The sequence below is a fragment of the Shimia sp. MIT1388 genome, assembly GCF_047124445.1.
GTDB lineage: Bacteria > Pseudomonadota > Alphaproteobacteria > Rhodobacterales > Rhodobacteraceae > Shimia.
This window is the reverse complement of record NZ_CP138921.1, coordinates 3,632,625-3,651,697: the sequence shown is the minus strand read 5'-3', so window position 1 is coordinate 3,651,697 and position 19,073 is coordinate 3,632,625. Positions and strand designations below refer to the sequence as shown.

The 19,073-nt window shown below is 58.4% G+C and carries 19 protein-coding genes; 10 read left to right on the top strand and 9 right to left on the bottom strand.

Translation table 11 applies throughout. From position 1 onward, the window contains the following. Window position 1: 1 nt before the first annotated feature. Genes SIB92_RS17905 through lpxK form a run of 3 tightly spaced genes read left to right on the top strand, consistent with a single transcriptional unit; the run spans window position 2 to window position 2,472 of the window. The gene (locus tag SIB92_RS17905) at window positions 2-244 is read left to right on the top strand and encodes a DUF4170 domain-containing protein (RefSeq protein WP_412553321.1); all 243 of its coding nucleotides are present in this window, start codon (window positions 2-4) and stop codon (window positions 242-244) included. Window positions 245-253: 9 nt separating this feature from the next. Further along, the gene (locus SIB92_RS17900; RefSeq protein ID WP_412553320.1) at window positions 254-1,471 is read left to right on the top strand and encodes a 3-deoxy-D-manno-octulosonic acid transferase; all 1,218 of its coding nucleotides are present in this window, start codon (window positions 254-256) and stop codon (window positions 1,469-1,471) included. Further along, on the top strand, window positions 1,468-2,472 hold the full coding sequence (gene lpxK, locus SIB92_RS17895; protein ID WP_412553319.1) for a tetraacyldisaccharide 4'-kinase: 1,005 nt from the start codon (window positions 1,468-1,470) through the stop codon (window positions 2,470-2,472). The genes SIB92_RS17900 and lpxK overlap by 4 nt, the downstream gene beginning before the upstream one ends. Before the next feature lie 24 nt (window positions 2,473-2,496). Here lpxK and SIB92_RS17890 read toward each other — a convergent pair whose 3' ends face one another. Both SIB92_RS17890 and SIB92_RS17885 read right to left on the bottom strand, forming a co-directional pair. Next, window positions 2,497-3,183, bottom strand: coding sequence for a DsbA family protein (locus SIB92_RS17890; RefSeq protein WP_412553318.1), 687 nt, complete (start codon window positions 3,181-3,183; stop codon window positions 2,497-2,499). After that, a complete protein-coding gene (locus tag SIB92_RS17885) occupies window positions 3,180-3,698 on the bottom strand; it encodes a DUF721 domain-containing protein (RefSeq protein WP_294115978.1) in 519 nt (172 codons plus the stop codon). The genes SIB92_RS17890 and SIB92_RS17885 overlap by 4 nt, the downstream gene beginning before the upstream one ends. An 86-nt stretch (window positions 3,699-3,784) precedes the next feature. Between SIB92_RS17885 and mutY the strand changes: the two genes are divergently transcribed. The 3 genes from mutY to SIB92_RS17870 all read left to right on the top strand — a co-directional run bounded on the left by mutY (window position 3,785) and on the right by SIB92_RS17870 (window position 6,684). Next, window positions 3,785-4,837 carry an A/G-specific adenine glycosylase gene (gene mutY, locus SIB92_RS17880; RefSeq protein WP_412553317.1) on the top strand — a complete coding sequence of 351 codons (1,053 nt, stop codon included), beginning with the start codon at window positions 3,785-3,787 and terminating at the stop codon, window positions 4,835-4,837. 63 nt (window positions 4,838-4,900) lie between these two features. After that, window positions 4,901-6,034 (top strand): alkane 1-monooxygenase, encoded by a 1,134-nt coding sequence (locus SIB92_RS17875; RefSeq protein WP_412553316.1) that lies wholly within the window; start codon window positions 4,901-4,903, stop codon window positions 6,032-6,034. Between the two features lie 17 nt (window positions 6,035-6,051). After that, complete coding sequence (locus tag SIB92_RS17870; RefSeq protein ID WP_412553315.1) at window positions 6,052-6,684, top strand: hypothetical protein; 633 nt, start codon at window positions 6,052-6,054, stop codon at window positions 6,682-6,684. A 24-nt stretch (window positions 6,685-6,708) separates the two neighbouring features. Here the strand turns inward: SIB92_RS17870 and SIB92_RS17865 are convergent, their stop codons facing one another. The 4 genes from SIB92_RS17865 to SIB92_RS17850 form a co-directional block, all read right to left on the bottom strand. After that, window positions 6,709-8,103 (bottom strand): adenylate/guanylate cyclase domain-containing protein, encoded by a 1,395-nt coding sequence (locus SIB92_RS17865; RefSeq protein ID WP_412553314.1) that lies wholly within the window; start codon window positions 8,101-8,103, stop codon window positions 6,709-6,711. 274 nt (window positions 8,104-8,377) lie between these two features. Beyond that, window positions 8,378-9,493 (bottom strand): site-specific DNA-methyltransferase, encoded by a 1,116-nt coding sequence (locus tag SIB92_RS17860; RefSeq protein WP_295174359.1) that lies wholly within the window; start codon window positions 9,491-9,493, stop codon window positions 8,378-8,380. Window positions 9,494-9,593: 100 nt separating this feature from the next. Further along, complete coding sequence (locus tag SIB92_RS17855; protein WP_412553313.1) at window positions 9,594-10,229, bottom strand: ribonuclease HII; 636 nt, start codon at window positions 10,227-10,229, stop codon at window positions 9,594-9,596. 120 nt (window positions 10,230-10,349) lie between these two features. Continuing rightward, a complete protein-coding gene (locus SIB92_RS17850; RefSeq protein ID WP_412553312.1) occupies window positions 10,350-10,808 on the bottom strand; it encodes a hypothetical protein in 459 nt (152 codons plus the stop codon). Window positions 10,809-10,988: 180 nt separating this feature from the next. Between SIB92_RS17850 and SIB92_RS17845 the strand changes: the two genes are divergently transcribed. The 4 genes from SIB92_RS17845 (at window position 10,989) to SIB92_RS17830 (ending at window position 14,740) form a co-directional block, all read left to right on the top strand. Further along, complete coding sequence (locus SIB92_RS17845; protein WP_412553311.1) at window positions 10,989-11,279, top strand: hypothetical protein; 291 nt, start codon at window positions 10,989-10,991, stop codon at window positions 11,277-11,279. Further along, window positions 11,251-11,955 (top strand): winged helix-turn-helix domain-containing protein, encoded by a 705-nt coding sequence (locus SIB92_RS17840; protein WP_294115966.1) that lies wholly within the window; start codon window positions 11,251-11,253, stop codon window positions 11,953-11,955. Before SIB92_RS17845 ends, SIB92_RS17840 begins: the two co-directional genes overlap by 29 nt. 114 nt (window positions 11,956-12,069) lie before the next feature. Then, complete coding sequence (locus tag SIB92_RS17835) at window positions 12,070-13,623, top strand: DUF427 domain-containing protein (protein WP_412553310.1); 1,554 nt, start codon at window positions 12,070-12,072, stop codon at window positions 13,621-13,623. A 100-nt stretch (window positions 13,624-13,723) separates the two neighbouring features. Next, window positions 13,724-14,740 carry a LacI family DNA-binding transcriptional regulator gene (locus tag SIB92_RS17830; RefSeq protein WP_412553309.1) on the top strand — a complete coding sequence of 339 codons (1,017 nt, stop codon included), beginning with the start codon at window positions 13,724-13,726 and terminating at the stop codon, window positions 14,738-14,740. A 24-nt stretch (window positions 14,741-14,764) separates the two neighbouring features. Here the strand turns inward: SIB92_RS17830 and SIB92_RS17825 are convergent, their stop codons facing one another. The 3 genes from SIB92_RS17825 to SIB92_RS17815 form a co-directional block, all read right to left on the bottom strand. Continuing rightward, window positions 14,765-15,682, bottom strand: coding sequence for a phosphoadenosine phosphosulfate reductase (locus SIB92_RS17825; protein ID WP_412553308.1), 918 nt, complete (start codon window positions 15,680-15,682; stop codon window positions 14,765-14,767). Between the two features lie 2 nt (window positions 15,683-15,684). After that, entirely contained in the window at window positions 15,685-16,692 is a 1,008-nt protein-coding gene (locus SIB92_RS17820; protein WP_412553307.1) for a hypothetical protein, read from the bottom strand. Between the two features lie 84 nt (window positions 16,693-16,776). After that, window positions 16,777-19,041, bottom strand: a complete 2,265-nt coding sequence (locus tag SIB92_RS17815; RefSeq protein ID WP_412553306.1) for a glycosyltransferase family 2 protein — start codon at window positions 19,039-19,041, stop codon at window positions 16,777-16,779. Window positions 19,042-19,073 lie beyond the last annotated feature (32 nt).

The following is a 19,073-nucleotide window of genomic DNA, read 5'->3' as shown; positions in this document are numbered from 1 at the left end:
AATGGCACAACGACTGCACCTCGTCTTTGGTGGCGAGCTGATCGACCCGACGAAAACCGCCTTCAAAGATGTGGATGACATCCATGTGGTTGGCATCTTCCCGAACTACGAAAGCGCCTATGACGCGTGGAAAGCCGAAGCGCAAAAGACCGTGGACAACGCCCACATGCGCTACTTCATTGCGCATCTGCACCGTCTGCGGGACGAGCAGGCTGCGGCCTCCTCCACTGAAGAACTCGGGTAAGATTTCCGGATGGCGCGCTCGCTTGGCCTTGCGGCGTATCTTGCGTTTGCGCGCCGCCAGCCCCCAAGGCTGGCCGCAATTGACTGTCCGCGCCCCAAAGGCGCGGTCATCTGGCTTCACAGCACCGATCCCACACGCGCGCGTACCCTGGCCAAACTGGGCCTGAGACTGGCAGCGCAGCGTACAAATGCGCGGGTGCTGTTGACCACCCCTCATGACGTGCCTCTGACCCAGACGCTGCCCGAAGGTGTGATCTGGCAACCCTGCCCCTCGGAAAGCCCTGCGGACATCGCCGTGTTTCTGGCGCATTGGCAGCCGGAAATCATGATCTGGCTCGGCTCCAGCCTTCGCCCCGCGCTGATTGATGCGGTGCGCACACGCGACATCCCCTCGATGATGCTCGAAGTGCATCGCCCCAAGCTGGATCAGAAACGGCGCTGGGGGCCGGAACCTATTCGTGGAACCTTGTCCCGGTTCAACACGGTTTTTGCCCAGGACAAGGCCACCGCCATTCGCCTACGCAAGCTGCTCGGCGACAGCTCCAAGGTCGAGATCAGCGGCACCTTGATGGAAGAAGCCCCGGCCTTGCCTGTACGCGAGAGCGATCTGGACGAGCTGCGCGGCTGTTTGGCGGGACGGCCGGTCTGGTTGGCGGCGCGATTGCAGCCGGAAGAGCTGGAAACCGTGCTCAACGCCTATCGTGCAGTTTTGCGACTGTCGTTCCGGATGTTGCTGGTGGTGGTGCCGGACAACCCGGCTAATGCGCAGAGTATGCGCGAGACCATCGCGGCAGGTGGCTGGCGGGTGGCAGACTGGGACAATGGCGATTTTCCCGAAGAAAACACGCAGGTTTTGTTTGCCGAAACACCCGACGAGTTGGGCTTGTGGTATCGCATTGCGCCGATCAGCTTTGTGGGCAGTTCGTTGATCGCCGGTGCCGGAGGGCGCGATCCACTGGAGCCTGCGGCTCTGGGTAGCGCGATTCTCTATGGGCCATCGGTGCGGCGCTATCTGGGCAGCTATACGCGGCTGGCCAATGTCGGTGCCGCGCGCATTGTAAAAGACGCCGACAGTTTGACCGCCGCCTTGATGTTTTTGGCTGCGCCGGATCAGGTGGCCGCCATGGCCCATGCGGGCTGGCAGGTCGTATCGGACAGCGCGGCGGTGTCAGACAAAGTGCTCGAACATGCCCATATGTTGATGGACACGCAGGAGGAGCCTGCATGAGGGAGCCACTGTTCTGGTCCAACACCCCCAGCCGCCCCGGCTGGCAAACCCGGCTTTTGGCCCCCTTGGGTGGGATTTACGCCAAGGCCACCCAATCGCGCGTTAGCAAATCGGATGGTTACAAAGCCTCCGTGCCAGTGATTTGTGTCGGCAATATCAATGCGGGTGGGACAGGCAAGACGCCCACCACCATCGCTTTGGCGCAACGGCTGATCGGCATGGGAAAGACCCCGCATGTGGTATCCCGAGGCTACGGCGGCACGCTTGAAGGCCCTGTGCAGGTCAACGAACGCACGCACAAGGCGGAAGAAACCGGGGATGAGCCGCTTTTGCTGGCGGCCTTTGCCCCCACTTGGGTCTCCAAGGACCGCGCCGAGGGCGTGCGGGCAGCAGAGGCCGCTGGGGCTGATGTGATCCTGCTGGACGACGGCTTTCAGAACGCCTCCGTGCAAAAAGACGCCAGCGTGATTGTCGTGGACGCACATCGTGGTTTTGGCAACGGGCGCTGCATTCCGGCAGGCCCCTTGCGTGAACCGGTGGCGGTTGGCATGGCGCGAGGCGACGTGGTTTTATCGATTGGAAATGATGCCGCACAGGCCAGGTTTGCAGAGACTTGGGGCACACAGGTGAGCCTGCCCCACGCCAAAGGCGCATTGGTGCCGCTGCAAACCGGCATGGATTGGACCGAAACCCCGTTTTTTGCCTTCGCCGGTATTGGCCATCCGGAGAAATTCTTTGAGACCCTGCGCAGCCTCGGCGCCACGTTGATGCACACAGAGGCGTTAGCGGATCATCAGGCGTTGCCACCTGCCATGCTCTCGCGACTTTATGCGGAATCCCAAAAGATGGGCGCGCAGTTGGTCACAACCGAAAAAGATGCCGTGCGCCTGCCCTTGGAAGTGCGGCCACAGGTGCTGACTTTGCCGGTGCGATTGGAGTTGCAGGATTGGGCGCCGATTGATGCGCTTTTGGCGCGCATCGGGGTGACCGGGCAGGAGTAATCCGCCCGGTCAAATGGATATAGCTTAGCCGCCGAGCTTGCCGTCGAGGATCTCTTTCAGATCTTTGTAGCTCATGTTGGAGTGCTTCTCGCCGTCGATGATCAGCGTTGGCGTGGAGTTCACGTCATCGGCCGCAGCGTTTTCCTGGAACCAGGCCACCAGCGCTTTGGCTTTGTCTTCGTCCTGCAGGCAGGCTTGAAGCTGATCGTCTTCCAGACCTGCCAGACGGCCGGTTTTGCGCAGGCTGTCAGAAATCGCCACAGGATCACCGGCGCGGGTCCAGTCTTTCTGGGTTTTCATCAGAATGTCGGTCATGCCGAAGAATTTCTCCTGACCACCGCAGCGCGCCACCATGGAAGCCCAGAGGCCGTAGCGGTCAAAATACACGTCGCGGAACACGAATTTCACTTTGCCAGTGTCGACATAATCTGCCTTCAGAGGCTCCAGCACGTTCTCATGGAAGCTCGCGCAATGCGGGCAAGTAAAGGACGCATACTCAATGATGGTGATTGGCGCGTCTTCAGAGCCCATGACCATTTCGACAATGCCGTGCTCGTTGGCCGCGCCTTCAGAAGACACCGTTTGAATGTTGGTGATTTCCGGCAGGCTAAACGCCGTCTCAGTTGCGGACGTTTGCGTGTTGGTCAGCCAGTAAGCCCCACCAGCAACGGCGACAGCCGCAGCGGCGATTGCAGGGATAAAACGGTTCATTCAGAGCCTCTCTTTGCGTTTTTGTTCTTTGAGATTACGTTTTGCGCAAGCCGTTCAAGGGCTTGGCGTAGATCATCGTCGCCCACCGGCGCGGCCACTTCAGCGGCCTCGGCACAGGTGGCAGCATCGGGTTTCGGCTTCTCAGCCTTGGGCGCCGCGCCAAAAACAGCTTGCCCTTCGGCAAAGCCGGTAGGCGCGGTTTGGGTGATACGCATATGGGTGATGGCGTTATAGCCATAGGCGGCATTTATGCGCGTGCGCAGCGTTTCTTTCTGCATCTCCAGCATCGGGGCCTGCGCGCCGGTGGTCAGCACCGTCAACGTGGCGCCAAACCCTTGGCGACCATATTTCACATCAACCGGCTGACAGATGCGCGCGGTGTCTTCGCCAACAATCTCCGCCCAATGAGTCAACACGCGCGATTCCGCAAAACCCCGGCTTTCGCTGGCTTTGCGGATGCGCTCTTGCAGCAGCGAAGAGGTGCGGGAAAACCCTTTGGTTGAGGCTTTGCGCATGTTGGTCTTGCATCCTTTGGTCCGGCGCTATTTTAGTGGCTCGGCGCGAGGGCGCCAGTGAAACCCAACCCGAGTGAGGATAAAACTTGCGTGATAGGCCAAACAGCGCCGACCTGCTGACGTTCTATGATCACAACGCGCGGAAGATGCCGTGGCGGGTGGGGCCGAAAGACCGTGCCAACGGCGTTCAGCCGGACCCGTATCGGGTGTGGATGTCGGAGATCATGTTGCAGCAAACCACTGTGGCGGCGGTGAAGGACTACTTTGAGCGGTTCACGGCGAAATGGCCCACGGTGCGGGATCTCGCGGCGGCAGAAGATGCAGATATCATGGCGGAATGGGCCGGTCTTGGTTACTACGCCCGCGCCCGCAACCTGTTGAAATGCGCTCGGTTTGTGGTGGCGGAACATGACGGTGTGTTTCCGGGCACTGTGGAAGAGCTGCTCAAACTGCCCGGCGTGGGGCCATACACAGCTGGGGCCGTGGCGGCGATTGCGTTTGATCAGCCTGCCACCGTTGTGGACGGCAATGTCGAGCGCGTGATGGCGCGGTTGTTTGACATTCACACGCCATTGCCCGCGGCGAAACCCGAGTTGACCGAGAAAGCGGCAGAGCTGACCCCGCAAGAACGCCCCGGAGACTATGCGCAGGCGGTGATGGACCTTGGCGCAACCATTTGCACCCCGCGCAATCCGGCCTGTGGATTGTGCCCATGGCGCGTGCCCTGTCAGGCGCAAGCGGCGGGTACCGCGGCAGGCCTACCAAAGAAAACACCCAAAAAGCCCAAACCCATCCGGCACGGCGTGGTCTATGTCGCCAAACGTGTGGACGGGGCTTACCTGCTGGAAACGCGGCCAGACAGTGGCTTGTTGGGCGGCATGTTGGGCTGGCCTGGGTCCGAGTGGACCGAAGGCGCAGCGCCCAAACATGACGCCCCAATCAAGGCGGAGTGGAAAACGCTGAACACTGAGGCACGGCATACATTTACGCATTTCCATTTGCGTCTGACGGTGAAGACCGCGCTGGTCCCAATGGACCGCAAGCCTACGGTTGGCGGGTTTGTGGATGCGGAACAATTTGATGCCGGCAACCTGCCGACCGCGATGCGCAAGGCGTTTGATCTCTATCGCGGCACTTGACCTCATTGCACTGGCGGCCGCTTCGCCGCATAGTTTGCGCAATGAAGTCAAAGGACTGTGATCATGATCGCCTCCTCCCAAGTTGCCAAGTTCACCAGCGCCCTGCCCTTTTGGTGTTCCCTGCTTTTGATCCCGCTCGTGTGGATCACCGCAGGGTTGGGCGGATGGTGGGTGGTGCTGGTGCCGGTCACCACCTGGTATCTCTTTGCCGCTTTAGACGCGGTCACGGGATTGAACCTTGAGAACGCAGACCTGGACACAAGCGACGATCAGCTGAAGTGGTATCAACTGGTCACGCTGATCTGGGCGCCGGTGCAGTTCCTCACGATTTTTGGCCTGATTTTTTATGCCACGCGGGCGGATCACCTCAGCACAGGCGCTTTGATTGGGCTGTTTTTTGGCGTTGGCGTGATCAGCGGCACCATTGGCATCAACTACAGCCATGAGCTGATGCATCAGAAACCCAAGGGGGAGCGCTGGCTTGGGGATATTTTGCTGGCGATGGTGCTCTATTCGCATTTCCGCAGCGAACACCTGTTGGTGCATCACCGCTATGTTGGCACGCCGCGCGATCCGGTTACGGCGCGCTACAACGAAGGCTTTCACCGCTTCTTCCCGCGCGTGTTGATTGGCTCGCTGAAGTCGTCGTTCAAGGCCGAAAAGGACATGCTGGCGCGCAAAAGCCTGCCGTGGACCGATCTATCGAACCCGTTTTTCCGCTATTGGGCCCTGCAAGGCGGGATGCTACTGCTGGCTTTGCTCATCGGTGGATGGCTGGGTGTTGCGCTGTTCATTTGGCAGGCGTGGATAGCAGTTTGGCAGCTTGAGCTGGTGAACTATGTGGAGCACTACGGGCTGACGCGGAAACACCAGGGCGAAGGCAAATATGAGCATGTGAAGCCGCATCATAGCTGGAACGCCGCCCACAAAGCCTCCAACTGGCTGTTGATCAATTTGCAGCGCCACTCAGACCATCACTACAAGCCGGACCGTCGCTTTCCGCTCTTGCAGAACTACACCGATGCCGAAGCGCCGCAGCTGCCGTTTGGCTACCCGATCATGACCATCGCCGCGATGATCCCGCCCGTATGGAAACGGGTGATGAACCCGCGCGTGCGCAAGTGGCGGGATATGTATTATCCGGAAATCACCAACTGGCAGCCCTACAACAAGGCCAAGAACCCGATGCCTCGGTGAATCTCTGACAATCGAAAATGTTTCATCGCTTCTCTTTGTACTTGTGGATGCTCATCAAGTATTCGCAACCGATTGCCCCAGCGAAATTGCTGATGCCGTTCGTGTTCAGCGGCAGCTGGGCGGGATTGAAACTATCTGGCGTATCATGGCCGATTGCGTTTGTTTGGGCCGCGGTATGCGCGCAAGGCGTTCACATCTGGTTGGTGCTGCTACCCATCATTCGGCGACAGCGTCAGAAAACTGGCAGTGCGCGTGTTGCAGTAAGTGTTGTGCTCGCCATCTGGTTCGGCGCGCTGGTCGCGCAGGTTTGGTGGTCCGAACCATGGTTCAGCCAGAGATTGCTAAGCGTCTGCTGCGCCCTCTATGCCGTCATCTTGGTGCTGGGCATAAAGCGTGACGGCGACGTGATGAAATATTTCGCACCCGGTCCAAACGACAGAGAGGTCTCACCTGAGTTCCGCCGCCGCCTGCTGCAGCTGTACGCACTCACTGCGGTATTTGTCATAGCTGTAAATGAAAGCCTTTTGGTCACCGGCGCGTCGCTCAACCTCACGGTGGCGATCCTATCTCTAATGCCATTGTTTCTGCACTATGTCTTCCAAATGGTGTTCCTGCTGACAGCCCCGCCACTGAGGGATGACGAAACCTAATACGGGCCGAACGGCAATTGTATGTCACACCCCATGTTCATCCGGTCGCTCAAAGGCCCAGACGGTGAGCTTCTCCGCCACGCCACGTACGTCCTGATCGGTGAACCTCTGCAGCCCATCCAGGCATTCGTCACCGCCCTCTTTGAGCACTTCGGAGCGCATGCCATCGCTGATCACCAGTCGGGCGTTCAGACCGCGTGTCATGCTTTCCAGACGGGAGGCGACATTCACAGTGTTGCCCACCACGGCAAACTCAAGCCGATTGGCGCCGATGTCGGCCAAAACCGCCGGGCCGTAATGCGCGCCAAATCCAACGCGCAATGGTGGCTGGCCTTTGGCAATGCGCGCGTCATTCCAGACATCCACATCCGCCATCATCTGCCGCACACAGCGCAGCGCGTTTTGCGCGTCGTGATCTGACGGGCTGGGCGTGCCAAACGTCGCCATCAACCCATCGCCAAGATATTTGTCCAACGTGCCTTCATGGGCAAACACCGCGCGCTCCATCAACCCGTGGAAGTCGCGCAGTGTTTCGATCACCTCTTCGGGTTTGCGGGTGGCCGCGAACTCGGTGAAACCGACAATATCCACAAACAGCACAGCGATGTTGTGGGAGCGGATTTGTTTGAGCGGTTCGTCGTTCTGGCTCAACTCCTCCACCACGTTGGGAGAGAAGTAGCGCGAAAGGTTCGTACGCTCTCGTTCCAGCGCCGCATTGGACCTCAACAGGCCGTTGAAGCGCCGCATGGAGATGCCCAGCGTGATGGCGACCAAGAGGAAGACCACTATCTCCTGAACACGTAGCCTGACGTTGAAATTGTTCGGGTCGAGCATGTGCGCGAGGTCCGGCCAGCCGGGCAGCGCAAACTTAATGGCATCGCTCATGACCGGCACCGGATCAGTGAGCCAGATCGACAGCGCCAAGGCCGCCGCCCACATGCCAGCCGTCCAAGTGCCAATCGCAATCACCGTGCGCCAGGAATAGGCCAAGGTGCCCATTGCCAGGATCAGGAAAAGATATTGGAAGTTACCAAAGCGGTACTGCATCGCCTGCGGCCAATCATCCAGCCCAATCGGGTTGGGTCCAATGATGCCAACAACCATGAGCAGGAGATCAACAAAGATCAGGAACAGCTCCAGCTTGGAGCGCCCCACCCGACCGGCGCGGCGGATGAGCCAGCCGTTCACGCAAAGCAGAAACAGGATGAATTCGTAATAAAAGACTTCCGGCCAATGCACGGTGAACAGCAGGAAGACGCCAATGATGGACATCGCCACCCAGCGGGCTTTGACAGCCAGATCCAGACCTTCGCGCTTGTGACGTTCCAGCACCGCCTCGGTGTAGCTGTCGGTGCGCTCTTCGCCGTCCTCAAACCGGTCAAGATACACCGGCTTGTCTTGTTGCGTTTGCTCGACCATTGGCTGGCACTCCGTTGTCCTCGGCTGAGATAGGTGACCATGGGGCAGCTTACACCCCCTGCGCCACACAAAAAAACCCCGCCGAAAACGGCGGGGAAGTCTGGATACCTGCGTAGTCAGTTCGGCTACAGGCATCCGGCGGTATTGGTTATCTGTGGTATGGAAGTTGACGCGCCCCAGAGCGCTTTGCGTTGGGTCCGGATCGTCAGTGCGCGGGTTTGCCATTCTGGCAAGGGCGACAGACGACCCGGGTCTTGGGATAACGCAAAGCAGATTAGTTGGGACGTGCCGCCATTTCTGCGCGAATTTGCTGACGGAGAAGGTCGATAGGTACCTTCTTGCCTTCGCGCTTGTAGGACCAATAGGTCCAACCATTGCAGCTTGGCGCGCCTTCCAGATGCGCACCAACCTGGTGGATGGAGCCCTTGATGTCGTCACCAATCAGCGTGCCGTCGGCGCGGACCTTGGCTTTGTGACGGCCATTCAGGGAATAGAGGTTTTCGCCAGGGCGCAGCATGCCGCGCTCCACCAATTGGCCAAAAGGCACACGAGGCTCGGCACGTTTGGAGGCGGTCACGGCCAGCGCTTCGCGGTCAAACTTACGCACTTTCTTGAGGCGTTTTTCGGCCACTTTGCGATAGGCGGCTTCGCGTTCGATGCCGATGTACTCGCGGCCCAGCATCTTGGCGACAGCACCGGTGGTGCCGGTGCCGAAGAACGGATCCAGGATCACATCACCCGGGTTGGTGGAGCCAACCAATACGCGATGCAGCAGGCTTTCCGGTTTCTGCGTTGGATGTGCCTTGTCGCCGTTTTCGTCTTTCAGACGCTCGTGACCGGTGCAGATCGGCAGCACCCAATCGCTGCGCATCTGTACACCTTCGTTGAGCGCTTTGAGCGCTTCGTAGTTGAAGGTGTATTTCGCGCCTTCGGATTTGGAGGCCCAAATCATGGTTTCATGCGCGTTGGTGAAGCGTTTGCCACGGAAATTTGGCATCGGGTTGGACTTGCGCCAGACCACATCGTTCAGAATCCAGAAGCCCTGATTCTGCAGTTCCGCGCCCATGCGAAACACGTTGTGGTAGGAACCAATCACCCAGATCGCCCCGTTGGGTTTCAGAAGACGGCGGGCCGCCTTCAGCCATTCGCGTGTGAACTTGTCATACGCGGCGAAACTCGAAAACTGGTCCCACTCGTCGTCAACCGCGTCCACTTTGGAGTTATCTGGACGGTGCAGCTCGCCTTTCAACTGAAGGTTATAGGGCGGGTCTGCGAAGATCAGATCGATCGAGTTTTCAGGCAGACTGTTCATCACTTCGATACAGTCGCCGGACAATATACTATTGATCGGGAGCGCGGATGCGCCCTTCGCTTTGGTCATCGTTTTCATTCTCTGCCTCATTACGGCGCGGTTTTTTTGGTGCGCTCGTTATGTGGATAAGTTTGAGTCAAACGTGATTCGGCGTCAATTTCTTTTTTGAATCAGAGAGTTAGTTTTTCGCTTGATACAAGATATTGTGCACAGGCTTAAACGAACGCCTATGATGTGGGGTCACCCCCAGTTCGACCAGCGCCTCTCTGTGCTTTTTGGACGGGTATCCGGCGTTTGTTTCCCATCCGTAACCAGGGAACTGTTGCGCCAAATCCATCATGATGGTGTCACGCGCCGTTTTCGCCACGATGGACGCGGCAGAAATCGACAGCGAACGCGCATCCCCTTTGACGATTGCTTCGGATGAGATTTGCAATCCAGAGGGGATCAAATTGCCATCGATCAGCAGGTGATCCGGCGCCGAGCTGAGCCCCCCGACGGCCCTTTCCATGGCGATGTGGCTCGCGCGCAGGATGTTGTGTTCGTCGATCTCTTCGACCGTGCAATGGGCGATGCAGACATCGGCCACTTTCAGGATTTCTTCGGTGAGCGCTTCACGCCGTTTGGCGGTCAGTTTCTTGGAGTCGTTGAGACCGGCAGGGATATTGTTCGGGTCCAGCACCACCGCCGCGGCTGTCACAGGCCCGGCCAAAGGCCCACGGCCGACTTCGTCCACACCGGCCACGCGGCTCAGGCCACGGGCAAAGGCAGCTTCTTCTAAGAAAAAATCGGGGGCTGTGATCACTTTTGTCATGGAATGTGAGAACCACCCCGTTGAGATAAACGCAAGAAAAAAGCCGGGCAGCCCCTCGTCTACCCGGCCAGTTGCCGATCTTATTGTCGGCTTGCACACCGCTCGATGGTGGGGATCAAATCAGCGCCAAACCACCTTGTAGCCGTTCTTGTTCAGGCACTGGCTGCGGTAACCAGCGATCCGGCCATTGGCGCCCTTGCGCTTGAAGTAGCACTGCTCTGGCAGGCGGTAGGCCGGGTATTGCGCGCGGAACAGGCAGCGCTGGCCGTAACCCTGAATGATGCGACCATTCTTGGCTTCAAACCGCTTGGCGCAGTGGCTTGGCAGCCAGGCTTTGTGTGTCTTCTTCGGCTTGTGGCTCTTTTTCGGCTTGGGCTTGGTCACCGGCTTGGACACCACCGGAGCCGGATCAGATTTCTTGTTGTCCGCCACGGCGGCTCCGATCACGGCCAGCGCGGTCACGCCAAACAGCAGCGCGGCGATGGCGTCTTCATCCATGGCATGGGCACGCGGGGCGGTGGCGCCGGTGAGGATGATGGCGATACTCAGTACGGAGGCGATAAACGTCTTGGAAGTCATGGCGAAGTCCTGTTTTTTGAATGTTGCCCGGGCTGTGCGCCGGTTTGCCCATCCGTTTTCGCCGCAACTCCAAAAATCTCGCAATATCAGCACCTTGTTATGAGATATCAGACCCGCACACCAACTTGGTTATTGAATAACAGGCAGGATTTGCGCCAAGGTCAGCTCATGAAACAGCTCATGACATATAGCCTTTGTATTGGCGCGCTGGTCGCGGCCGTCGCAGCGCCCGGTGCGGCGCAGGCCGCCGACTGCTATGCCGATTACAAAGCCAAGAAAGACGCGCCGTTGCGCCTGCACTACGGTGTGATCGATCTCAAAAACGGCTGTGACGCCGGATCCGCAAAGCAAGAAGTTGCCGCCCGCATTGGGAAAGACGGATGGACCTTGTTAAACGTGCTCTCGGTGTTTGACGCCTCGGAGCTCTCCGGAAAGGAAGACAGTGCAGGACAATTCTACCTCCGTTATTGAAACGCGGCGCAGCGGTGGGCGGATCGTGGCACTTGGGATTGGGGCAATTGTCCTGATCCTTTTGGCCTGTGCAGCGCTGTTGCTGCTGACCTTGCCGGATGCAAATGCGTTTAACGCCCGCGTTGAGGCGCTTTTCCTGGCCAATGATGACCTGACTGGACAGGCGGAAATCAAACTGCTCGAAATTCTGGCGCAATCCGGCACCGCCTTTGCCGACACCCTCGCCAGCTATCGCATGGTGATTTTGGTTCTGCTGGTGTTCGCCACCGGTATGATGATTGCCGCGCTTGTGTTTCTTGTGGGGCTGATCACCATGAACCGCCGCATGGCACAGATCGAACGCGCGGGTATTCAAGTGACCTCGCTGATTGTCAGCCGCGAAGAGAAGACAGTGTATCTCAACGAGATGGGCTTCAAGCTGACTGACGCGGCGATGGAGACGTTGTCGGTACTGGCAGAGGCGCGCATGGATGACGATGTGCTGTCTGGCATTGAGCTTGAGAGCATGATCTCCGGCAAACCCGCCACCGATTGCGAAGAAGCGGCTGGCGCCACGCGCATCAAGCGCCTGCGGGACTCCTTGGGCAATCAGATGGTGAGCCAACTTCTAGTCAAAAACATCGCCCGCAAAGGCTATGTGCTCTCGATCGACAAAGATGTGATAGAAGTGCTCTAACAGGTGCGGCACACAATTGCTTGATGTGCCGCCCATCCTCTTGTTTGCCTTTTGTTCACTCCCCACATAGGGGAGACTGCGTGACAGGGGTGACGATCAGGGAAGGATCAGGGCATGGAAGGTTCACGTTTTGGCGCCAACGCGGGCTACGGGATTGAGATCAAACCGATTGCCTCCACTGTGCGGGTTTTGCGAAACGGGCAGGTGCTCGCCGAGAGCGCCAATGCCAAGGTAATGTATGAGACCCGGCTGGCGCCGCAGATCTACATCCCCAGAGAAGATATTCTGGCGCCGCTGTCGGATGAGACCGAGTTGCAGACCTTCTGCCCCTTCAAAGGTACGGCGCGTTATCACGATCTACTGCTGGATGGCGAGACCATCTACAACGGCGTCTGGTGTTACGACGACGCCATGCCGGAAAGCCGTGCGATCAATGGGCATATCGGCTTTATGCCCGGTGCGCAGGTGGAGTTTGACCTGGGCGGCGTGGAGCTTGATCCGGTCGCGGATGGCAACATCACCGGCCCGCTGGTGGACTGGCTGATGCGTGGGGCGGCATTTGAGACCACCCCCGAAGATTTCATCGGCGCCTTGGGCAAGAAAATGGTCGAGCACGGCATTGCCGTGGCGCGGATGAGTGCAATGATCTGGTCACTACACCCGATGATTGCTGGCAAGAACTACATCTGGAAACGCGACGAAGAAGAGATCACCACCTTTGCGCCATCCTATGAACTTTATGACCACCCGTCCTTCAAAAACAGCCCGTTGAGCTATGTCTCCCAAGGCCTTGGGGGCGTGCGGCAGAAACTCACCTGCTCCAAATCGGAGATGCAGTTTCCGGTGATGGAAGACCTGAAAGCCGAAGGTGCAACCGACTATGTGGCGATGCCCCTGTTCTTCAGCGATGGGCAAATCAACGTGCTGACCCTGACCAGCGACCACCCCGAAGGCTTCACCACCGCCAACCTTGGACTCATTTTTGAAGTCTCCACCGTGATCAGTCGCTTCTTTGAGGTGTTTACCCAGAAAGAAAACGCCCAGTCCCTGCTGGAGACCTATGTTGGCCGTCGAACTGGCGCGCGGGTTTTAGGCGGCGAGATCCGGCGTGGAGACGGCGATGACATCGACGCGGCGATCATGTTCTGCGACCTGCGCGGGTCCACCCGACTGGAAGAGGAACTGGGACGCAAGGACTACATCGATCTGCTAAATATCTTCTTTGATACCGCGTCTTCGATTGTGCATGCCCACGGCGGCGAGGTTCTGAAATTCATCGGCGACGCTGTGCTCGCGGTGTTCCCCGACACCGAAGATGGCACCGATGCAGGCGCCGAGGCTTTGCAGGCCGCGCGCGAGATTGTTGCCAAGCTGGCGGAGTTGCGTGAGGAAGACCCAAACCGCTGTTGTGAATGCTCGATTGGCATCTGCTACGGACAGGTCACTTACGGCAATGTTGGTTCGCAGGAACGGTTGGATTTCACCGTAATTGGCCGCCCTGCCAATATCGCGGCCCGCCTTGGTGACTACGGCAAAACCGTGGGCCACCGCATCGTGGCGTCTGGCCGCGTGGCGCAGCACGCTCCCGACAGCAAGCCGCTTGGGCCTGTCTCTCTGCACAACGTGAAGGAGCCGGTGGAGAGCTTTGCTATTTCGGCGGATATGTAAGGGGACCCGTTAACTGTGCGCATTTGCGCAGGCAGCGAATGCTTGAACAGGCGCAACTGATCGCGGTAACATTCCGATAGTCTTATCGGGAAGAATATCAGTGACTCAGAAAAACCGTTCCTTGACCCTTCGTGACGTATCTGAAGCTTCGGGGGTGTCCGAGATGACGGTCAGCCGCGTGTTGCGCAACCGCGGGGACGTGTCCGCAGCCACACGCGACAAGGTACTGACGGCGGCCAAGGAGCTGGGTTACGTGCCCAACAAGATTGCCGGTGCACTGGCCAGTCAGCGTGTGAACCTGGTCGCGGTGATCATCCCATCTTTGTCCAACATGGTTTTCCCTGAGGTGTTAGGCGGGATCAGCCAGGTGTTGGAAGACACCGAGTTGCAGCCCGTTGTCGGCGTGACCGACTACCTCCCTGAAAAAGAAGAGAAAGTTCTCTACGAAATGCTGTCTTGGCGCCCATCAGGCGTAATCATTGCGGGCTTGGAGCACACGGAAGCCTCACGCGCCATGCTTCAGGCGAGCGGCATCCCCGTGGTGGAAATCATGGACACCGACGGTGACCCTGTGGATGCCATGGTTGGTATTTCGCACCGCCGTGCGGGCCGGGAAATGGCCGCCGCAATTCTCAAAGCCGGCTACAAGAAAATCGCCTTCCTGGGCACCAAGATGCCGCTCGATCACCGCGCTCGCAAACGCTTTGAAGGCTTCACCGAGGTGCTGGCCAAATCCGGTGTTGAGGTGGTGGATCGGGAATTCTATTCCGGTGGGTCCGCGCTGGCGAAAGGCCGCGAGATGACCGAGGCGGTGCTGGAGCGCAGCCCGGATGTAGATTTCATCTACTACAGCAACGACATGATTGGCGCGGGCGGTCTGCTCTACCTTTTGGAGAAAGGCATCGACGTTCCGGGCCAGATTGGCCTAGCTGGCTTCAACGGGGTCGAACTGTTGCAAGGCCTGCCACGGCAACTGGCCACCATGGATGCCTGCCGCCGCGAGATTGGCACCAAGGCCGCCGAGATCATCGCCGCGCGGGTGAACGACGTGGACAAAGAGGGCCAGGTGACCTTGGCGCCCACCATCAGCTTCGGCGACACGTTGCGTGACAGCTAAGCGGGTCGTGACAGCTGATGGGAGTTAGCCCCCCATTTTGGCACGCGCTGCACGTAGGGCTTTGCGGAAGTTTGGCCCGCGCCGCCGCGCCAACACTGCGGAACAGTAGGTGGCGATCAACCACGGACGCCCGTCCGCCAGAACCGTGTTGAGCATCTCTTTTTGATACCGCCCCACGTCGCGACGAGCGCGCATCATGCTGTAAAATTTGGGCGCGGTCATGTCCCCAGCCACACAGCTTTCGATGACAGGTTTTAACAAGCCCAACATAATCCAGAGCGATGCAATCCGGTGCCCCATATAGCGGCAGCGGTACTTGCGCACGTTGCCGCCGCGAAACAGCGCGGCGTGCATCGCGTCCAGCCCCATCCGTGGATCGTAGAAGATATTCACCTCACCGGCCTCGGCAATCATGTCCGGCCCATAGGCATAGCGCCCGCTGAAGTCCCGGTGCCAGGCTTTGCGGTAGCGGGTTTCCCAACTGGCAATTTCGCGATCCAACGTCGCCTGTGGGGAGATACAAATGACCGTTGCGCCGGGCGCCGCTGCGGAGAACACCGAGGCCGCATAAGCCCCCATCGACGCGCCATAGAACACCACTTTGTCAAATTGCGCGAAGAAACCTTCGTCACGCAGCCGGTCAAAGAAATCAAACACCGCCTCGTCGCGATACCACGACCAACCATGTGCCATCATGCCCAGCATCGACCAACCGCGCGCGGTAACGAAGTTGTAGCCCCACGGCATGCGCTCGGCACTGTCCTCATAGACATGGTCGAGGTTTTCAAAGGTCACAATTAGGGTTTTGCCCTGTTTGATATAAAGCGCGGAATGCTCCTCGCCCAACTCCTCAAAGAACCCACGCTCTGCGCCGATTTCTTTCAGATTGCTTTGCCAATCGGTTTGGCTGGGCGCGTCGGGTTTTGTATCACCGTCCGCCACGCTCAGCCCTCCCGAAAAAGGCTGGGTGCGCCCTCGATCAGCTGGTTGCGCCATTGCTTGATTTGTCCGGTTTCCACCAGAAAATCACGCGACAGTTTTTCAACCGAGGCCTCGCCTTTCAGCGATTCAATGGCCACCTTAGCCTGAAACTCCGGATCCGTGATCGGGGCTTTGGCGGTTTTCTTTTTTGGAGGGATCAGTGCCGCATCCGGGTCGATGTCGTGCTTTTGCATGACCTTGTGCATGAACGAGCCGCGCCGCGGGCGGTTGTTTTCTTTCTCCTCCAAGCGCGGCTTCATCCGCCGCGCCCAGAAATGCACCGCTTTGGTTTCCTCGGTCAGCCAGTCTTTCTCAATGTCAAAGGCGCTGCGGATCATCTTGTTGCGGTCTTTGAAAGACACCGGATAGAACGCCGTCTCTGGCTCCGCATATTTGATTTCGCCGGACTGCTGCAGGAAATAGGTCACCGCCGCCGGGCCGGTGAACCCCCAGTTTTGTTCGGTCATGTGCACCGGACGACCCGCATCTTTCTCCGCCTGAAGCTCTTTTTGCTGCCAAGGCTTCAACCACGGGCCAATCGCATACTCATCCTCAAAGAACGCCAGCATTGCATCCAGCGCTTTGGAGGTTTTTGGAAGGCCAAGCACAGCGTTGCAGACCAGCCCCTCTTTTTCCCAGCCAAACACTGATTTGCGGGTGTAGTTGAACGGGCGGTAGCAATAGACATCCGCGTCCACCCAAATCTTGTCGGTCTTTTTGAGCATGTTGAGGCGCCAAAGATCGGCATGAATTGCCGGGCTGCCGGTGCGGGCGTGGCGATGCATTGGCTCGCCGGGAAAAATCTCCGCCGCATCCGCCGCATGCACCCCTTCAGGCACATTCGGAATCTCTTCGTAGCTGTAAAGCGTGGTGTGATGGCCCGCATCCGCAAAGGATTTCAGACAGAGCTGCTCCAACCAGGAAAGCTGCCCGCCAATCCATAGGGACGCGATTTCGGGAAGTTTGGCCATTTTACCTCAACCTTTGTTCTTACTTTGGAAACAGTTTACGCGGAAACCATTGGGCTGTCTTCGGAAATTCCACGACAATTTGTGCTAGTGCGCCGTGTCTTGCTTCTCGACAGTGAAGAAGAAGTCCTCTGGCAAGTCGCGTTCCACCACCCAATCGGGGATGACCTCGGGACCAGCCAAGAAGACGTTGGCACCAAAATGCGGGTGCAGCCGCGCCAGACGTTCCTGACGGGCGCTGGTCAGATCGTCATAGAACTTGCTGTAGTTCGAGGTTTCCTTGAGCGCATCGATTTTGGCGCGGTGGCGATCCACGGAAAACGCATGCGCCTCGGCAATCTCGGGGTCCGATAACAGCCGATCCATCTCCGCCTGCATTGCCGGGATCATGCGCTGGATCGAGGTGTCTTCCTCGGTGTTGTTGTTCATCCGGAACCAATAGGCCATGCCTTGATCGCGATCGACGTGGTTCACACGGCCCCGGTCCCGCTTGACCAAGAAGCTCTCAGCCGAGCGCACGGCGTAGTGGTTAAGCTGCACGAGGTCATAGCCGATGGTGTCGGTCGTGGAACGCCACGCGTTGCGATACATGTCCTTGGGCAGGGGTTGGCCGGAGCCGTTGACCCAATTGATGTGGGACCAAAGCTGGGGGTTGAGGCCTTTGGGACGGTGAACCCCCAGTTTCTTGAACAGGCCAATGTTGCGGTAAAGCGTTTTGAAGCCCCACGCCTGATGCGGTTTACGGGTCATTTCGCGCGCGCAGCGGGTAAACTGTGCCATCAGCGGTTCGTCCGCGTACTCATGCACATCTGAGTTGCCAAACAGCCGCCAGGTACAGGAAATCAGATTGGCGTCGCCCACCGCCTCAAACAAGGCGGGCAGTGTGCCGTCCCCCACTTTAACGTTGATGAACTCATCCACATCCATGGAAATCACCCAATCGGCCTTCTGGATGATCTCTTCTTTTTCCCCCGCCTGAAGCGCGGCGTGTTGCGGTTTGAGGTTGGTGCCTTTGAACGGGTTATCACGGTGCTGCACAAAACCTTTGTCCTGCAACAGGTCCAGAAACGTGTCTGTGCCGTCGTTACAGTCGTTGGTGTAGACCAGCACGTCTTTCACCCCGATGGCGCGGTGATAGGCCAGCCATTCAAGAATAAACGGCCCTTCGTTTTTCATGCAGGTGATGATCGCCACATCATTGTCGGCCGGGTTCACCTTGGGGGCGGCGATTTCCGGCATGCGGATCGGTTTGTGGTCAAACTTCTTTTTAGACAGTTTGATCAGCTCCGCCTCTTCAATCAGCGAGGTCTTGGGCACAATCTGCCCGACGCTGTCAGTAGGGTGGCGCAGGCCCATGCAGCGGTAGAATTTGACCCACTCATCTGCGCCGGGTTTCGCGCCAACCACGCGGATCAAGCGCCAGACCACCTCTGGTCCAGTCTTCTGCGGAGCCACAACCCAGCGGCGGCGCATTTTGGCAGCGTCAAACTGCACACAGATGTGGTCGCCATGATTCACCATCTCGCCATTGCGCACGCGCCATGGGTAGCAATGCTGCCCCACCAACGTCACCACGCCGGACGAAGATTTCACCGCCATATCAAACAGGCTCCGACCTTTCGTGCCCTTGCCTTTGATCTGCATAACCAGATCAGAGATATCCAGCAACGCCACCGCCCGCGCGGAGTTGAGCCAGCGATAGCGGATCATCTCGATCAGTTGCAGTTCGGCCAGTGGCGAGTCCCAGGGGGACGGAGGCGGAATATCCATCCGGTCTTTGCCCGGTGCATCTGGCGCGTTGTAAGGGTGAGCCTCAGAGGGTAAATCCAAAGCGCCCAATGGCGTGTCAGCACGCAGAACCATGACCTGCTTGAGCCCGGCAATGATGGACACACCGGCCTCCAGCTCTTCGAGATAAGCCGTGTCGGTGCCCGGCTCGGCGCGATCCAGGATCACTGCACCTTGCAGATTATGGTGGCGGGCGTGATAGCGCAGCCAATCCAAGGTGGCCTGCGCGGTTTCGCCGTTGCGTACCGCCAGCATCACGTTGAGCGCAGCAAAGATGTCCAGCTCTTGAGGCTCAATCGGTAAGCGACATTCTTCGCCGTTCACTTTGACCGCCGGGGCGTCGCCTTCGTAAGTCAGATTGACAATCAAGCCGTTGCCTACGCTGCGCATGTTGGTGATCTTGGTGTCAGATCCCGACTTTAACCCATTTTCAGCAAGGCCCGTTTTGAAGAAGGCCAGACACTCCGGCTTCGCAGCATCGTCCAGCTTCAGGCACGACAGCACCGTGCTGCCTGACACCTGCGTGTGTGTCAGTTCGCGATAGTGAAACGCCGCTTTGCCCATACTGTGGCCCTTGTTATCCGCTGCCCGCCTGC

Excerpts from the sequence above, each read along its gene's own strand:
- SIB92_RS17905 (WP_412553321.1), top strand. The coding sequence starts at position 2 with ATGGCACAACGACTGCACCTCGTCTTTGGTGGCGAGCTGATCGACCCG.
- SIB92_RS17900 (WP_412553320.1), top strand. The coding sequence starts at position 254 with ATGGCGCGCTCGCTTGGCCTTGCGGCGTATCTTGCGTTTGCGCGCCGC.
- lpxK (WP_412553319.1), top strand. The coding sequence starts at position 1,468 with ATGAGGGAGCCACTGTTCTGGTCCAACACCCCCAGCCGCCCCGGCTGG.
- SIB92_RS17890 (WP_412553318.1), bottom strand. The coding sequence starts at position 3,183 with ATGAACCGTTTTATCCCTGCAATCGCCGCTGCGGCTGTCGCCGTTGCT.
- SIB92_RS17885 (WP_294115978.1), bottom strand. The coding sequence starts at position 3,698 with ATGCGCAAAGCCTCAACCAAAGGGTTTTCCCGCACCTCTTCGCTGCTG.
- SIB92_RS17875 (WP_412553316.1), top strand. The coding sequence starts at position 4,901 with ATGATCGCCTCCTCCCAAGTTGCCAAGTTCACCAGCGCCCTGCCCTTT.
- SIB92_RS17870 (WP_412553315.1), top strand. The coding sequence starts at position 6,052 with ATGTTTCATCGCTTCTCTTTGTACTTGTGGATGCTCATCAAGTATTCG.
- SIB92_RS17865 (WP_412553314.1), bottom strand. The coding sequence starts at position 8,103 with ATGGTCGAGCAAACGCAACAAGACAAGCCGGTGTATCTTGACCGGTTT.
- SIB92_RS17860 (WP_295174359.1), bottom strand. The coding sequence starts at position 9,493 with ATGAAAACGATGACCAAAGCGAAGGGCGCATCCGCGCTCCCGATCAAT.
- SIB92_RS17855 (WP_412553313.1), bottom strand. The coding sequence starts at position 10,229 with ATGACAAAAGTGATCACAGCCCCCGATTTTTTCTTAGAAGAAGCTGCC.
- SIB92_RS17850 (WP_412553312.1), bottom strand. The coding sequence starts at position 10,808 with ATGACTTCCAAGACGTTTATCGCCTCCGTACTGAGTATCGCCATCATC.
- SIB92_RS17845 (WP_412553311.1), top strand. The coding sequence starts at position 10,989 with ATGACATATAGCCTTTGTATTGGCGCGCTGGTCGCGGCCGTCGCAGCG.
- SIB92_RS17835 (WP_412553310.1), top strand. The coding sequence starts at position 12,070 with ATGGAAGGTTCACGTTTTGGCGCCAACGCGGGCTACGGGATTGAGATC.
- SIB92_RS17820 (WP_412553307.1), bottom strand. The coding sequence starts at position 16,692 with ATGGCCAAACTTCCCGAAATCGCGTCCCTATGGATTGGCGGGCAGCTT.
- SIB92_RS17815 (WP_412553306.1), bottom strand. The coding sequence starts at position 19,041 with ATGGGCAAAGCGGCGTTTCACTATCGCGAACTGACACACACGCAGGTG.